Origin of the sequence: Streptosporangium sp. NPDC020145, from assembly GCF_040631275.1 — a bacterium.
In the GTDB taxonomy this organism is placed as follows: Bacteria; Actinomycetota; Actinomycetes; order Streptosporangiales; family Streptosporangiaceae; genus Streptosporangium.
On record NZ_JBEXZT010000001.1, the window covers coordinates 73,261 to 86,687 of the forward strand.

The following is a 13,427-nucleotide window of genomic DNA, read 5'->3' on the forward strand; positions in this document are numbered from 1 at the left end:
GGGGCTTCAGCGCCGGGCGAGTTCCCGCTGCCAGACGGGGCTGTCGAAGTAGTGGTTGTCGAAGCGCTCGGAGCTGTCGCGGATCTCCTGGACGGAGGCTTCGCCGTGGTGGACGCGCTCAAGCAGCCGGTAGTAGTCGAACCGGTCCATCCCGGGCGTGAAGACGACGAGCATCTCGGCCTCGGACCCCGCCGACGGGGCGAACGCGTGCGGAACGGTCGGCGGAACGGTGAGGAAGTCGCCCTGGCCGAGGGTCACGACCGTGTCGTTCAGCAGGATCCGCATCGAACCGCGCAGGACGTAGAACATCTCCGTGGCCCGGGTGTGGAAATGCGCGGGCGCACCCGGCGACCCCTTCAGGAACGTCGCCTTGTTGGCGGTCAGCGCACCGCCGGTTTCCCCGGAGTCGGCGAGCAGGGTGATCAGGCTGCTCGCGCCGTCCCGCAGGGCCTCGGCTTCGAGGGACCGGACGAGAACGGGCTGGTCAGCGGTGGCGAAGTTCATGATCTCTCCGATGTTCGGTGATACCGCAGGAACGTTTCTCCGTGGCGGCACAACCGAATCTAGGGCCCGAAAAGACCCACCACATGGTTCATTTTGGCCATGAGAACATGGGTCAATCTACGTCCGGTCTCTGTGCGGACCCTGCGGAGGGGGAGCGCGGCGGAGCCGTCCCGGGCGCAGGCCGAGCACGAACACGCCGGGACCGCCCCCGTACGGGGGCGGTCCTTCTCGGACGCCGGGCCGTTTGCGGGCCGTTCGGGGCGGGCCGGTGATGACGGTCGAACAGCGGGTCCGGCGTGCGGGGGTAGAGGTGGTCGAAGAGGGGTGCCACCTCGGGCACAAGCGGGCCCGGCCCGCCTCGCGGGGGTGTCGTGTGGCGGGGGCCGAGGCGTCCACGGCCAGGGCCGGGAAGGTTCCGTGCCGGATGCTCGTACGGTGGTCCTTTCCCGGCCTGTGCGGTCCACGGGTCCTTGATTTTGATCTACATTGTAAAGGGGAGGGCTCCGGCGCCGGAGACACCGGGGCTCGATCAGAGATCGTCAGGCGTGGGGGCGTTCGTCGACCAGGGGGATCAGTTTGCCGGTTCTGGGGTTGGTGGCCAGGTCCGCGGGCCGTACCCACTCGATGCTCAGGGGGTGGACGAACCCCTTGGCCGCGTACTCGGGGTACATCGGGCGGGCCTCGTGCACGGCCTCGATGAAGTGCCTGGTCAGGGCCTCGGACGGTTCCTCGGTGTAGGCGAGACGGAGCACCAGGCCGTCCTTGTTGTCCCAGCGGCGCTGTACCAGCTGCATCCCGGCCAGCACCCGGTCGGTGTCGGCCGCGACGATCACCTCGCGGACGTCCTCGGTGCGCATCGTCACCATCGCCACCCTGGCGCCCTCCGTCGTCCTGCCGACCAGCCGGAACCGGCGGCACTCGTCGTCGATCCACTCGGCCCGGTCGCCGACCGGGTAGCGGATGATCGGCATCAGGGTCCGGAACAGGTTGGTGACGAGCACCCGGCCGGGCACGCCGGGGGTGGTGATCGGTTCGCCGGTCACCTCGTCGACCAGCTCGACCAGCGTCCTGTTGGGAAAGGCCTCGTGCACCCGCACGTCGTCACCGACGACCGGGGCGCCGACCAGCCCGGCGTCGACGGAGGCGTACCCGAGCGAGGCGATCACCGCCTGGGGGAAGGCCTTGGCCAGGTGCGGGCGCAGGTCGTCGAAGAGGAGGTCGCCGCCGAACAGCAGCAGTTCGACCGACTCGGCCGTCAGCCCCCTGGCGTTCATCGCGTCGGCGACCCCGCTGAGCTTCATCGGCGGTCCCGCCAGCACCTCGACGTCGAAGGCCGCGATCAGGTCGGCGATGTAGTCGTCCGGCGCGGAGCCCGCGACGGGCAGCCGGACGTTCTCGACAGGGGCGTGGTAGAGGGCGTTGTCGATGTAGAGGAACCCTCCGTACAGTTCGCCGGCGAAGAACAGGTTCGCCACCCGGTGACCGGGTCTCAGGCCCGACCTGACCATGCCCGCCCCGAAGGCGCTGACCGAGTCGGTGTGCTCGGTACGGGTCCACGGGGAGAACTTCGGCGCGCCGGTCGTGCCGCCGGAGGTGTAGACCCCGGCGTCGGTCAGCGGCCCGGTCAGCAGCCGGTTGTCCGGCCAGGTGTTCGCGGCCCAGAAGGCCGTCTGGTCGATGATCGGCAGCAGGGTGAGGTCCTCGGTGCCGTGCGGTACGTCACGGTAGAGGTCGGCGTAGAAGGGGGAGTTGCGCCGGGCGAAGTCGATCAGGTCGCGCAGCGGTTTGGCGGGCATGTGCTGCTCCTTCCGGGAGAGGGGTTCAGATCAGGGCGTGGGCCAGGCTGGGGATTCGGGCCAGCACCCGGCGGCGGTAGAACCACCAGTTCGTGGCCAGGAACACGCCGTAGGCGGCCAGGAACAGGTAGAGCGCGACGTCCACGGAGCCGGTCCGCGAGAGGGAGACGGCGAAACCGCGCGGGATGAGGAAGCCGCCGAAGGCGCCGACCGCGGAGGCGATGCCGATGGCGGCCGCGGCCTCCCGCCTGGCGCGCAGCCGGGCCTGCTCGCGTTCCACGCCGTCGGCGACGTCACGTTCCGCCTGGGCGGTGAAGATCGCCGGGATCATGCGGTAGGTGGAGCCGTTGCCCGTCCCCGAGGCGACGAACAGCACCATGAACGCGCCGAGGAAGAGCGGGAAGCTGCGCGTGCCGAGTCCGGCGAGGGCACCGGTGGCGCCGGCGGCCATGGCGGTGAAGGACCACGCGGTGACCCTGGCCCCGCCGTGACGGTCGGCCAGCCAGCCGCCGAGGGGGCGGGCCAGTGAGCCGACCAGGGCGCCGAGGAAGGCGGAGTAGGTGGCCGCGGCCTCGGGGAAGGTCGCCTTGACCAGCAGCGGGAACGCCGCCGAGTAGCCGATGAAGGAGCCGAAGGTGCCGATGTAGAGGAAGGACATGACCCATGTGTGTCCACGGCGGAAGGCACTGCTCTGTGAGGCGAAGTCGGCTCTCACCACGGCCAGGTTGTCCATGAACAGGTAGGCGCACAGGGCCGCCGCCAGGATCGGCACCACCCACACCGCACCGGCGTTGGCCAGGCCGAAGGCCGCGACGAGCGGGACCGTCAGCTGCACCACGGCCACTCCGAGGTTGCCGCCCGCCGCGTTCACGCCCAGCGCGAAGCCCTTACTCCGTTCCGGGTAGAAGTAGGAGACGTTGGCCATGGAGGAGGCGAAGTTCCCGCCGCCGAGCCCGGCCGTGGCCGCGGCCACGAGGAACATCCAGTACGGCGTGCGCGGGTCGGAGACCATCCAGGTCAGCAGCCCGGCGGGGACGAGCAGCAGGAGCGCGCTGGCCACGTTCCAGTTGCGCCCGCCGAAGGCCGAGACCGCGAAGGTGTACGGCAGCCGCAGTGCGGCGCCCACCAGGTTGGGCACCGCGACCAGCCAGAAGAGCTGGTCGACGTCGAAGGGGAAGCCCGCGGCGGGCAGCAGGACGACGACGGCGCTCCACAGCAGCCACACCGTGAAGCCGAGGTGCTCGACGACGATGGAGAACAGGAGGTTCCTGGTGGCGACGCGGCGTCCGGTCGCCGCCCAGAAGCCGGGGTCCTCCGGTTCCCAGTGGTCGATCCAGCGTCCGGTTCTGCGGGTCTTGGGGCGTCTGTCGTTCATGTAGGGGTTCCTGTCGTCTCGTGTGGATCGGCGAGGCGTCGTACTTTTGGCAGGCAGTCACCGCACCCCGTGCTCGCCCTGGTCGCGCGGACCAGCGCGGTCACGCCGCCGCCTGTGGCGCGGGCCGCGCGGGTCAGGTCGTCCTTGGTCACCGAGTTGCACCGGCAGATCACCGTGGAGCCGGGCAGGCGGGCGGGGTCGTCGTCGACGGCCGGTGGCGGCGTTCGTCCGAGCAGCAGGGCGAGCCGGTCGGCGGGTGCGGGCCACCCGGTGTCGTACAGCTGGGTCAGCGTCGCCCCGACGCCGGGCAGCCCGAGCACGATCGCCCCGGTCACCCGGTCGCCGTCGAGCGTCAGCTTGGCGTAGGTCCCCCTGGCGGGGTCGGCGTAGCCGAGCACCTCGGCCTCCCGGCTGTCCAGCCCGAGGTGCGAGGCGCCGAACACGGTGAGGTCGACGTCCCCGGCGCGCAGCCGGGTGACCGGAGGGCTCGCGCGGTAGCGTGCCGTGGGGCCGGCGCCGGTGAGCAGGTCGGCCAGCACCGCCGCCTGATCCCAGGCGGGCCGCAGCAGGCCGGACGGCGCGTCACCGGTCCGGGCGCAGTCGCCGACGGCGTGGACGTACGGGTCGGCGGTGCGCAGCCGGTCGTCGACCGGGACGCCCTCCGCCGAGCCCAGCCCGGCGGCGACGGCCAGGTCCGTCTCGGGGCGCACCCCGGTGGTCACCACCGTCAGCGCGGCCGGGACGAACGCGCCGTCCTCCAGCTTGACGCCCTCGTCCGGGTAGTGCCTGACCGCGGTCAGGCCGGTCACGACCCGTACTCCCGCCGCGTGGCACAGCCGGGCCAGGATCATCCCGGCTGTCGGGTCCAGGTGGCGTTCCATCAGGTGGGGCGCGGGATGGATCAGCGTGACCCCGGCGCCGCGCCTGCCCAGCGCGAGCGCGGTCTCCACGCCGAGCACCCCGCCGCCGAGCACGGCGACCGGGACTCCGGGGCCGGTCACGGCCGCGATCCGCGCGCAGTCGTCCAGGCCGCGCAGGGTGGCCACGCCCCGCGCGGGCTCACCTCGCTCGCCGGTCAGCCCGCCGACCGGCGGCAGCCACGGCCTGCTGCCGGTCGCCAGCACCAGGGCGTCGTAGCCGATCGGAGGGCCGTCCGCGAGGTGGACCATGCGCGCCGCCCGGTCCAGCCGTACGGCGACGGCCCCGAGCAGCAGCCGGACCCGGTTGTCCCGTGCCCACTCCCGTCCGTGCAGGGCGATGCCGTCGGCGGTCATCGTGCCGTCCAGCACGCCGGGCAGCAGCACCCGGTTGTAGGCGGGACGGGACTCGGCACCCACGACGGTCAGCTCGACCAGCTCGCCCCGTGGGTCGCGTTCCCTGACCAGCTCGGCCAATCGGGCTCCGGCCATGCCGTAACCGACGACCACCACCCTGCGGGGACTCACGACCCCTCCTCGTGGGCGGGGATCTCACGGGCGGAGGATTCACGGGCGGAGGATTCACGGGCGGGGGTGAGCCGTACCGCGCACGCCTTGAACTCCGGCATCCCGCTGACGGGGTCGAGCGCCGGGTTGCTGATCAGGTTGGCCCGGCCCGCGCCGGGGAAGTGGAACGGCACGAACACCGTGTCCGGCCTGATCCCCGGCGCGCAGCGCACCTCGGCCTCGACCGCGCCCCGCCGTGAGACGACACGGGCCAGGTCGCCGTCGGCCAGCCCGGCCCGCCGGGCCGTGTCGGGATGCACCTCCACGTACGGCGCGGGCGCCACTCTGACCAGTTCGGCGACCCGGCGGGTCTGCGCGCCGGACTGGTAGTGCGCGAGCGTCCGGCCGGTCGTGGCGACCAGCGGGTAGACGGCGTCGGGGGACTCGGCGGGTCCCCGGTGCTCGACGGGTGTGAAGCGCGCCCGGCGGTCGGGGTGGGCGAAGCCGTCCAGGAACAGGCGGGGCGTTCCCGGATGGCCGGGTTCAGGGCAGGGCCAGTGCGGTGTCTCGCCGGCTCGCAGCCGCCGGTGGCTGAGCCCCGAGTAGTCCGCCGCGCCGCCGCGGGAGGCCAGGGCGAGTTCCGCGAACACCTCCTCGGGATCGTCGGGGAAGCGCTCGGCGGGCTGCCCGAGCCGTACGGCGAGCTCCCGCAGGACGGTCAGGTCTCCGCGGACCCCCTCGGGGGGAGGTACGGCCCTGCGCCGCAGCAGCACCCTCCCCTCCAGGTTCGTCATCGTGCCCTCCTCCTCGGCCCACTGGGTGACCGGCAGCACCACGTCGGCCAGCAGCGCGGTCTCCGACGGGACGACGTCGGCGACGACCAGCAGGTCGAGGGCGGCGAGCCTGCGTGTCACGTGCGCGGCGTGGGGCGCCGAGACCACGGGGTTGCTGCCGAACAGCAGCAGAGCCCTCGGCCCGGTCGAGGTGCCCAGCGCGTCCAGCAGCTCGTAGGCGGAGCGGCCGGGACCGGGAAGCTCCTCGGGGGCGACGCCCCACACGGAGGCCACGTGCCGGCGCGCCGCCTCGTCGTCGAGGCGCCGGTAACCCGGCAGCTGGTCGGCCTTCTGCCCGTGCTCACGGCCACCCTGCCCGTTGCCCTGCCCGGTCAGGCAGCCGTAGCCGGAGCCCGTACGCCCCGGCAGCCCGAGGGCGAGTGCCAGGTTGATCCAGCCGGAGACGGTGTCCACGCCGTTGGAGTGCTGTTCGGTTCCCCGGCCGGTCAGGACGTAGGCGTTACGCGCCCCGGCGAGCAGTTCGACGGCGGCCCGCTGGTCGGCGCCCGCGACCCCGGTGACCCGTTCGGCCTCCTCGGGACGCCAGCGCGCGGCGACGCGCCACGCCCCGGCGAACCCGCCGGTCCGCGCGCCGACGTAGTCGTGCCGCAGGTGCCCCCCGGCGACCGCCGCGTGCAGCATGCCGAGCGCCAGCGCCAGGTCCGTGCCCGGCCTGGGCGCCAGGTGCAGCGAGGCCAGTTCGGCCGTCGCGGTGCGCCGGGGGTCGACCACGACGAGACCGCCGTGGTCCCTGGCCCGGCGCAGATGCCGGACGAACGGCGGCATCGTCTCGGCGACGTTGGCCCCGACCAGCATGACCGTCTCCGCCTCCCGCAGGTCGGTGACCGGGAACGGCAGCCCCCGGTCGAGGCCGAAGGCCCGGATGCCCGCCGCCGCGGCCGACGACATGCAGAACCGGCCGTTGTAGTCGATCTGCGAGGTGCGCAGGGCGACCCTGGCGAACTTGCCGAGCAGGTAGGCCTTCTCGTTGGTGAGGCCGCCACCGCCGAAGACGGCGACCGCGTCCGGCCCGTGCCGTTCACGCAGTTCCCGCAGCCGCCCGGCGATCAGGTCGAGGGCCTCCGGCCAGGTCGCGGGCCGGAGCGGCTCGTCCCTGCGGCGGCGGACGAGCGGGTGGGTGAGCCGGTCGGGGGTGTCGAGCAGCGCCGCCGCCGTCCACCCCTTCTGGCACAGGGCGCCCTCGTTCACCGGGAAGTCCCTGGGGCCGACCCGCGCGCCCGCCGGTGGGAGCGGAGTCAGGGTCATCCCGCACTGCAACGCGCAGTAGGGGCAGTGCGTCCCGGTGCTCGTGCTCATCACGACACTCCACCGGGCCTGCCGGAGACCGTCACGCTCTGGCCGCGGAACTCCGCGACGATCTCGCCGCAGGGGCGCCGCACGGTCACGTCGTAGACGCCCTGCCTGCCGTACCTGGTGCGTTCGACGGCCTCGGCGAGCAGTTCCTCACCGGCCTCGGCCGGGCGCAGGAACGTGATCTGCGCGCTCTGCGCCAGCGTGACCGGGCCGCGGGCGTTGCCGGCGTAGGCGAAGGCGGCGTCGGCCAGCAGGAACAGGTAGCCGCCGTGGGCCAGGCCGTGGCCGTTCAACATGTCCTCGGAGATCCGCATCCGCAGCCGGGCCCTTCCCACGGAGACCTCCTCGACGGTGATGCCCAGGGAGCGGCACACGGCGTCTCCGGCGCCGCCCCCACAGCTGCCCCCACCGTTGGCCGCGCCGTTCACCGGGCCGCCCCGTCGGAGCCGGAGACCCAGGTCCCGGCCAGTTTCTGCACGGCGGAGCCGTCCGGGTCGGCGAGTTTGTGCGACAGGTAGGCGGTGACCCAGTCGCTGGTGGGGATGCGGAACGGCGGCGCCTCGGCGGTCAGCGCACGCACCACGACCTCGGCCACCTCCCAGCGGGACTGGCCCGCCCCCTCCCACCCCTGGCCGGTCACCCAGGCCAGGTAGTCGGAGAAGGTCTCCGCGTACGGTCCCGAGGCGGCGCGGACGGTCTCCCTGTTGACGCCGGGGAAGATCCCGAACCGGGTGCCGGGCACGAAGCCGGGCACGACCACGCCGACGCGGACCCCGTGCCGGGCGGCGACCGGGGCCAGGCTCTCCATGAAGCCCTCGACGGCCGCCTTGGCCGCCGCGTAGGCCTCGTTGAAGGGCTGTCCGACGACGCCGTGCACGCTGCCGACGGTCAGCAGGCGGCCCCGGCTGGCGCGCAGCAGCGGCATCGCGACCCGGCTGACGGCGACGACGCCGAAGAAGTTCACCTCCAGGTTGGCCCGCAGGGCCTCCAGGGTGGACATCTCCATGGTGGGGTCGAAGTTGGAGATCCCGGCGTTGTTGACCAGCGCGTCGAGGCGTCCGTGGGTCAGCCGTACCTCCCGCAGGCAGGTGTCGACGGAGCCGGCGTCGGTGACGTCGAGGCGCCGCACGTCCAGGGTGACCCCGGCCTGGCCGGCCGCCTCGCGCAGCTCGTCCGCCCGGTCCGGGTCGCGCATCGTGGCGACCACGGTGAACCCGGCCCGCGCCGCGCTCACCGCGGTCGCCAGGCCGATGCCCGAGGAGGTTCCCGTGACCAGCAGGACTCCGCGCCGGGGCGTCACGACGCGCTCCCGGACAGCTGAGGCTCCTCCTGCTGTTCGGCGGCGGCCCGGTCGAGCAGCGCCTGGACGCCGGAGGCGGGCACGAAGGAGAGCGCGGCCAGCAGCGTGCCGCCGACCATGACGGCCTTGGCGGCGTTGAGCACGCCCAGGTCGCCGGTGAGCAGGGTGACCGCCAGTCCGCCCACGAGCGCGGCCAGCGGGATGACCCCCCACGTCGCGGTGCGGAAGGCCGCGTGTGTGACGCCCTGGTTGTCGGCCGTCATCCGCGACTGGCGGATCGGGGCGCTGCAGACGTTGATGCACGACATGAAGAAGCCGTAGCAGCCGAACGTCACCCCGATGACGGGCGCGGCGGGCAGCGCGGGTGCGGCGAGGATGCCCAGGCCGACCAGGCAGTGCAGCAGGAGCGCCCAAGCCAGCGTACGGCCGAGGCCGAGCCGGGCGCCGATCCTGGGCGCGACGAGCGCGCCGAGGACCGCGCCCACCGCCGCGGCCGACATCGCCGCCCCGAACACGCCGACCGGGACGCCGAGGCCCTGGTAGGCCAGCACCGGCAGCACCGTGACGAAGATGGGGCCGCCCGAGTTCAGCGTCACCGCGGCGATCACCACCCGGCGCAGCACCGGGTCGGTCCAGTTGAGCCGGAATCCCAGGACCAGCCGTGACCAGATGGAGCCGTGCTGGACGGTTCCCGCCCCCCAGGGCCGCATGGTGCGGAAGCAGGCGGCCGAGACCAGGTAGCTGGCGGCGTCCACGAGCAACGCGGCCACCCCGAGCGCGTGGTACAGGCCGGCGGCGATCGACGGGCCCGCGACCTCGGAGACGGTCCTGCTGCCCTCAAGCCGGGAGTAGGCCCTGACCAGTTTGTCCTCGGGGACGGTGGTGGGCACCGCGACGAGGTAGCCGACGTTGAAGAAGATCGTCGCCCCGCTGACCAGCGCCACGCAGACGAACAGCACCGGGGTGGACAGCACGCCGAGCCAGTAGGTGACGGGCATGGCCGCCACGGCGGCCAGCCGTACGAGGTCACAGGCGACCAGGGTCCTGCGCCGGTCCCAGCGGTCGACGAGCACGCCCGCGACCGGCCCGAGCAGGGGGATGCCGAGGTACTGCGCCATGGCGACCACGCCGACCTCGAACGGCGAGGCGTGCAACGCGAAGATCATCAGGGTGGGCACGACGAACACCGTGATGCGGTCACCGACGAGGCTGATCGTCTGGCCGCCCCAGAACAGGTTGAACTCCCGGCCGAGGGAGGTCCTCGGCCTCACGGCTCCTCCCGCACCACGAAGGAGGCGGTCTTGCCGGTGCGTTCGTTGCCGACCAGCGCGTCGGCGACCGTGACCCGGAAGGACCCCGGGTCGTGCTGGAAGGCGGTGCTGATGGTGAAGGTCGAGGACATGAGGTCCTCGCGCAGCCGTACGGCCAGGCCCTCGGGAGCGTTCGGGGCGGTGAGCAGCAGCACCTCGACGGAGGAGACCCGGTCCCGCCGCTCGTTGACCAGGACCTGCGCCCGCAGGACGCCGGGCTCCCGTTCCGCCCGCGCGACGATGTCGTCCACGTGGAGCCCGAGTCCGCGCACCTGGACCACCGAGTCACGGCGGCCCAGGACGCGCAGCGCCCGGTCGGGCCTGCCGCACTCGCACGTCGTGAACCGTCCGGCGTCGCCGGTCCGGTAGCGAAGCACCGGGTTGAGCATGTCCGGGTTGAGGGTGGTGAAGTCCAGCAGTTCGTCCTGGTCCACGTGGACGAGCTGTTCGGGCAGCAGGTGGAAGACGTCCGCCGGGCAGTCGGGGGTGTTGGTGCCCGCGACCCAGGTCTCGGTGCTGCCGAACATGCCCCAGCGGCGCGCGTCCGGCGCGACCTCGGCGAGGTCCTCGTCGAGCTGCGGGTGCCAGGCCTCGCCGAGCCAGAGCACCTTGCGCAGCGCGGGCAGGCGGATTCCGGCCTGCCTGGCGTGCGCGAACCACAGCCGCAGCACGCTCGGGGTGCCGCCGAACGCGCTCACGCCCCTGGTGGCGAAGAACGACAGCCAGTCGCCGTACTCCGGCGCGGAGACCGAGCCGAGCGCGATGACCTCGCAGCCGGACAGGTCGGCGAAGGCGGCGGCCAGGAAGTGGGCGCCCCACATCCGGCCCGCGCCCCAGCCGTTGACGAAGACGTCGTCGCGCCCGAGCGGTCGCCACTGCTCGTGGACGCCGCGCATGTAGAACCCGGTCGGAGCGTGGCCGACCTTGGGCTCTCCGGTGCTGCCGCCGCTCTGGAAGAGCCAGGTCGCGCCGTGCTCCGCCCGGGGCCTCAGGTGCGCCAGGGCCACGTTGAGGTCGTCCTTGACCAGCGGGGGCAGCGCGGCGAGGTCGTCGAGGGTGAGCACCTTGCCGTGGCCGGCGTAGCGCGGCGCCAGCGCGGGCACGTCCCTGAGCCGTTCCAGGGAGCGCCGTGCGACGTCGAGGCGGGGCTCGGCGGCCTCCGGCGGCAGGGAGAACGATTCGGTCATGTCGTCACCGGCTTTCGTGGGTCGTCGAGGAGTCCCGCGTCATCCAGCGGGTGTGGGCGTCCCGGTAGGCCGTCCAGCGCGCCCGGGTGACGTCCCGCTGAACCGCCCGGCCCGGGTCGCCGAAGTCGGGGGCGATCACCCCGTCGGGTTCGAGCTCGGAGAACCAGAACCGTTCGCCGTCGTGGAGGAAGTCGACGCAGAAGAACGGGATGGGCAGTTTGCGGTGGAAGTAGGCCGTCGCCTCCGCCAGTTCGGGCGGGACGGGCGCGAACTCCATCGCGCCGCCCCGGCTGGCGTTGGCGACCGGCGACCCGGCCTCCGGGGTCCGCTTCAGCACCGCGTACGGCCTGCCGTCCACGACGTAGACCCGGTAGTCGACCGTGCCGTCGCCGAGGTAGGGCTGGAGCACGAGGGTGGTGTCGCCGCCCTGCGCCAGGCTGGCCAGGCCTCTGACGTCCTCGGGGCCGCGGGCCAGGTTGACCCCGCCGCCGCCGCACCACCCGGCGGGCTTGACGATGGCCGGGTAGGTGAGGCCGTCCAGCGCCACCTCGTACAGGTGTTTGCCCACGTCCCGTCCGCTGCCGACGCGGATCGTGGGGATCGGCGGGATGGGGGAGTCGTGCAGGTGCAGGACGGTGGCGAGCTTGTCGTTGGCGATCGGGGACAGCCACGGCGGGAACGGCAGGTAGAAGCCGGCCTGTTCGAGCACGGCGTACAGGCCGTACTGGTTGAACACGTCCATGTCCTGGTAGGGCAGCGAGTACAGCGCGGTGATGAAGAGCGTGTCCTGCGGGGTGACGAGCTCGTCGTCCACGTAGACACGCGGCTTGCCGGGTTCGAGGCCGTCCACGGTCACCGCCTCGGGGGCGTGCCTGGTCCAGGTCAGGCCGAGCTCCTCGGCCACCTCGGCGTACATGTCCCAGAAGTAGTGGCGCCACATGGCGCCGGTCCTGGACGACTCCCGGTCGGGGAAGATCCAGCACATACGACGCAGTGTGCTCTCGGGGGGCAGGGTCATCGTCGTCCCTCTCCTCGGGTCCACCAGAGGCGGCCCGGCTCGGGCAAGGTGTCGATCGGGTCGTAGAAGGGGAAGCGGTCTCCCGGGGCGGAGGGTCCGTCCCGGCCGGGGCCGACCCCGTGGTTGCCGGTCCAGTGGGAGACGCCGCGTTCCCGGTCGTACTCGGCGACCTGGTGCACCCAGCGTTTGCCGACGTACGGCACGTCGCACACGATCCGTGGCGTCGCGTAGCCGGGCAGGTAGCCCATGAGGGACTCCTGGAGGCGCTGCGCCTGGTGCAGCGGCGTCCGCCAGTGCTCGGCGTTGGGGATCATGTCGCAGAGGTAGAAGTAGTACGGCAGGATGCCCGCCTCGCCCTGCAGGGCGAAGCACAGGTCGAGCAGGTCGGCCTGGGTGGCGTTCACCCCGCGCAGCAGCACGCCCTGGTTGCGCACGTCCCGCACACCCGCGTCGAGCAGGGCGCGGGCCGCCTCGGCCACCAGCGGTGTCACCGAGCGCACGTGGTTGGCGTGGGTGTGCACGGCCAGGTTCACCCCGCGGGCACGGGCGACGGCGGACACCCGGCCGACTCCCTCGACCACGTCCGGCCGCAGCCAGTGCTGTGGCAGGCCGACCAGCGCCTTGGTCGCCAGCCGGATGTCCCGTACGGACTCCAGTTCGAGCAGCCGCAGCAGGAACGCCTCAAGCCGGGGCCAGGGCACGTTGGCCACGTCACCGCCGGAGACCACCACGTCCCGCACGCCGGGGGTGCGCTTGAGGTAGTCCAGCATCAGCTCCTGCCGGTCGACCGGCCTGAGGGCGAGGCCGGCCTTGACGACCTGCGGGGTCGAGGTGCCGACCAGGTCCATCCGGGTGCAGTGCCCGCAGTACTGCGGGCAGGTGGACAGCAGCTCGGCCAGCACCTTGGTCGGGTAGCGGTGGGTCAGGCCCTCCACGGCCCACATCTCCGCCTCGTGCAGTGAGTCGCGCCGCGCGAGCGGGTGGCTCGGCCACTCGGGGTGGCGGTCGGAGCAGACCGGCAGCATGTAGCGGCGGACCGGGTCGGCCAGGAACGCCTCGGTGAAGGAGGCGGGGCCGGTCACGGCGTCCGGCGCCATCACGTTGAGCAACTGCGGGGTGAGCAGCGTCGGCATGGTCGCGAACCGTTGCGCGTCGGCGGCCAGGTCGGCGTAGAAGGACTCCTGGAGCAGGTCGCCGACGACCGCGCGCAGCTGCGCGGCGTTCTTCACGCAGTGGGCACGCTGCCACTGGGCGTCGCGCCACAGGTCGTCGCCGACGCCGCGCCAGCCGGGCAGCCGCCGCCAGTCGGGTTCCACGAGGGGCCGCCGCGTGTAGACGTACGGCCGGGAGGCCTCGCCGTTCATGC

At 72.8% G+C, this 13,427-nt stretch carries 11 protein-coding genes; all 11 read right to left on the reverse strand.

Going from position 1 to position 13,427, the window contains the following annotated elements; all coding sequences use genetic code 11:
• Window positions 1-6: 6 nt before the first annotated feature.
• Complete coding sequence (locus tag ABZ463_RS00335; protein WP_352009114.1) at window positions 7-504, reverse strand: cupin domain-containing protein; 498 nt, start codon at window positions 502-504, stop codon at window positions 7-9.
• Window positions 505-1,043: 539 nt separating this feature from the next.
• Window positions 1,044-2,300 carry a hypothetical protein gene (locus tag ABZ463_RS00340; RefSeq protein WP_362771616.1) on the reverse strand — a complete coding sequence of 419 codons (1,257 nt, stop codon included), beginning with the start codon at window positions 2,298-2,300 and terminating at the stop codon, window positions 1,044-1,046.
• 25 nt (window positions 2,301-2,325) lie between these two features.
• Window positions 2,326-3,675: an MFS transporter gene (locus ABZ463_RS00345; protein ID WP_352009116.1), complete on the reverse strand. Its 1,350-nt coding sequence runs from the start codon at window positions 3,673-3,675 to the stop codon at window positions 2,326-2,328.
• Window positions 3,672-5,120 carry an FAD-dependent oxidoreductase gene (locus ABZ463_RS00350; RefSeq protein ID WP_362771619.1) on the reverse strand — a complete coding sequence of 483 codons (1,449 nt, stop codon included), beginning with the start codon at window positions 5,118-5,120 and terminating at the stop codon, window positions 3,672-3,674. The genes ABZ463_RS00345 and ABZ463_RS00350 overlap by 4 nt, the downstream gene beginning before the upstream one ends.
• Window positions 5,117-7,249, reverse strand: a complete 2,133-nt coding sequence (locus tag ABZ463_RS00355; RefSeq protein ID WP_362771621.1) for a molybdopterin oxidoreductase family protein — start codon at window positions 7,247-7,249, stop codon at window positions 5,117-5,119. The genes ABZ463_RS00350 and ABZ463_RS00355 overlap by 4 nt, the downstream gene beginning before the upstream one ends.
• Entirely contained in the window at window positions 7,249-7,620 is a 372-nt protein-coding gene (gene paaI, locus ABZ463_RS00360) for a hydroxyphenylacetyl-CoA thioesterase PaaI (protein WP_352009119.1), read from the reverse strand. Before paaI ends, ABZ463_RS00355 begins: the two co-directional genes overlap by 1 nt.
• 50 nt (window positions 7,621-7,670) lie before the next feature.
• Window positions 7,671-8,546 (reverse strand): SDR family NAD(P)-dependent oxidoreductase, encoded by an 876-nt coding sequence (locus ABZ463_RS00365; protein WP_362771623.1) that lies wholly within the window; start codon window positions 8,544-8,546, stop codon window positions 7,671-7,673.
• A complete protein-coding gene (locus tag ABZ463_RS00370; RefSeq protein ID WP_352009121.1) occupies window positions 8,543-9,817 on the reverse strand; it encodes an MFS transporter in 1,275 nt (424 codons plus the stop codon). Before ABZ463_RS00370 ends, ABZ463_RS00365 begins: the two co-directional genes overlap by 4 nt.
• Window positions 9,814-11,043: an AMP-binding protein gene (locus ABZ463_RS00375; RefSeq protein WP_362771626.1), complete on the reverse strand. Its 1,230-nt coding sequence runs from the start codon at window positions 11,041-11,043 to the stop codon at window positions 9,814-9,816. The genes ABZ463_RS00370 and ABZ463_RS00375 overlap by 4 nt, the downstream gene beginning before the upstream one ends.
• Window positions 11,044-11,047: 4 nt before the next feature.
• On the reverse strand, window positions 11,048-12,061 hold the full coding sequence (locus ABZ463_RS00380; RefSeq protein WP_352009123.1) for a hypothetical protein: 1,014 nt from the start codon (window positions 12,059-12,061) through the stop codon (window positions 11,048-11,050).
• Window positions 12,058-13,425, reverse strand: a complete 1,368-nt coding sequence (locus ABZ463_RS00385) for a lysine 2,3-aminomutase (protein WP_352009124.1) — start codon at window positions 13,423-13,425, stop codon at window positions 12,058-12,060. Before ABZ463_RS00385 ends, ABZ463_RS00380 begins: the two co-directional genes overlap by 4 nt.
• Window positions 13,426-13,427 lie beyond the last annotated feature (2 nt).

Excerpts from the sequence above, each read along its gene's own strand:
- ABZ463_RS00335 (WP_352009114.1), bottom strand. The coding sequence starts at position 504 with ATGAACTTCGCCACCGCTGACCAGCCCGTTCTCGTCCGGTCCCTCGAA.
- ABZ463_RS00340 (WP_362771616.1), bottom strand. The coding sequence starts at position 2,300 with ATGCCCGCCAAACCGCTGCGCGACCTGATCGACTTCGCCCGGCGCAAC.
- ABZ463_RS00345 (WP_352009116.1), bottom strand. The coding sequence starts at position 3,675 with ATGAACGACAGACGCCCCAAGACCCGCAGAACCGGACGCTGGATCGAC.
- ABZ463_RS00355 (WP_362771621.1), bottom strand. The coding sequence starts at position 7,249 with ATGAGCACGAGCACCGGGACGCACTGCCCCTACTGCGCGTTGCAGTGC.
- ABZ463_RS00375 (WP_362771626.1), bottom strand. The coding sequence starts at position 11,043 with ATGACCGAATCGTTCTCCCTGCCGCCGGAGGCCGCCGAGCCCCGCCTC.
- ABZ463_RS00380 (WP_352009123.1), bottom strand. The coding sequence starts at position 12,061 with ATGACCCTGCCCCCCGAGAGCACACTGCGTCGTATGTGCTGGATCTTC.
- ABZ463_RS00385 (WP_352009124.1), bottom strand. The coding sequence starts at position 13,425 with ATGAACGGCGAGGCCTCCCGGCCGTACGTCTACACGCGGCGGCCCCTC.